Genomic DNA, 1,366 nt, shown 5'->3' on the forward strand with positions numbered 1-1,366 from the left:
TAGGCAGGAACTCCCAGATTTGGTCTATGCTGAAGCTGTAGTGCGATCGCGATCGGGAGAGTCTCTGCTGTCAACACCTAAATCAACTTTACCGACAATTTCTTTAACTAGGAGAAAACCAACCATGCCTTCTGATTCTGCACAACTGATAAACAGAATAGAATATATTATAAATAATTTGGATTTTGAACAGAAAAATGATGACGAAAAACGAGAGACCAGGGAACAAATACAGTTGGAACATATAGAGGCATTGTCCCAACTACAAGAAAAAACTATTGATGTTTTATCTGAAGCTCTGCTAGAAGGTAGCCATCCTCAAGTTAGAGAAGAAGCTATTAAAGTCTTGTTACGTTTTGTACAATTGTTTGATGAGGGTGAGATAGATCCTGGTGGTCCTCAAGAAGGAGGGCGAGCTTATCTCAGGAGGTGGCCAAGACAGCCAAGACGCTGCTATTATATTAGAGGAAAAGGTATTCGTGTATGCACTGATCGAACCGCAAGCAAATTAGTCAATGGTGCATGGGTGGCTATGCGTTAATATATAATGCACTTTTTTAATTATCAAAAAGTTGATTACGGAAAGGGTCGTGACTGAATATTGTATCACAAGTTTCCCTACAACAAATATTGAGATTTTGCTGTTCTACATCAGAATTAGTACAATCTCGATTGCCATCAACGTTAATATAATCAGGCAAGGTTGTTTGACAAAGTATGGCTTCACTTAGTTGAACGTCTGACAGGTTTTTTGCGCCATCTAAGTTGGCTCCTGTTAGATCAGCACCTATGAAACTAGCGTCTTTTAGATCAGCGTCTCTGAAAGTTGCTTCCCTTAAAAATGAATGATCAAATTTAGCATCATAAAGAAAAGCACCATCCAGATTAGCTTTAGTTAGGTCAGAACGTTTTAGATCAGGTTCCTCCAATGGTTTAAAATTTGCGTGAGGAAGCACTGAACTTTCAAAATTAACACCAACCATAGATGCTCCTCTGAAGCTAGATTCAGCTAAAATACAAGCCGACAAATTTGCTTTATCAAAATAAGAGTTATCAAAATTTGAATCCTGAATGTCTGAGTTACGAAGATGAATATTTCTTAGTGATTGACCACAAAGATTGATGTCCTTCAAATCACCCATATTCCCAGTTATCCACATATGTTGCAGTCTTAATCTCATTCCGGGATATGATTGACACCCATCTCTATTCAAAATCTTTTCAGTTTCGTAAATAATCCAAAAATGAACTGGAATTAAAATTAACAATGTTGGAACAACTCCAAAAATTCCCAGACTTTTAAATCTTTTGCGCCATTTTTCAGTCTGACTCGCCTTAATAAATTCCGTGGCTAACTCAGATAATG

Annotated in this window: 2 protein-coding genes; one reads left to right on the plus strand and one right to left on the minus strand. The window is 37.5% G+C overall.

Annotated elements, in window-relative coordinates; translation table 11 throughout:
• A partial coding sequence (locus ACTIE0_RS24400) for a hypothetical protein (protein WP_439517040.1) occupies positions 1–541 on the plus strand: 541 nt, incomplete at its 5' end.
• Positions 542–557: 16 nt separating this feature from the next.
• On the opposite strand, the gene ACTIE0_RS24405 is transcribed toward ACTIE0_RS24400, so the two are convergent.
• On the minus strand, positions 558–1,366 hold an 809-nt coding region (locus tag ACTIE0_RS24405), incomplete at its 5' end, for a pentapeptide repeat-containing protein (RefSeq protein ID WP_439517041.1).

Origin of the sequence: Limnospira sp., assembly GCF_051859755.1 — a bacterium.
Classification (GTDB): domain Bacteria; phylum Cyanobacteriota; class Cyanobacteriia; order Cyanobacteriales; family Microcoleaceae; genus Limnospira; species Limnospira fusiformis.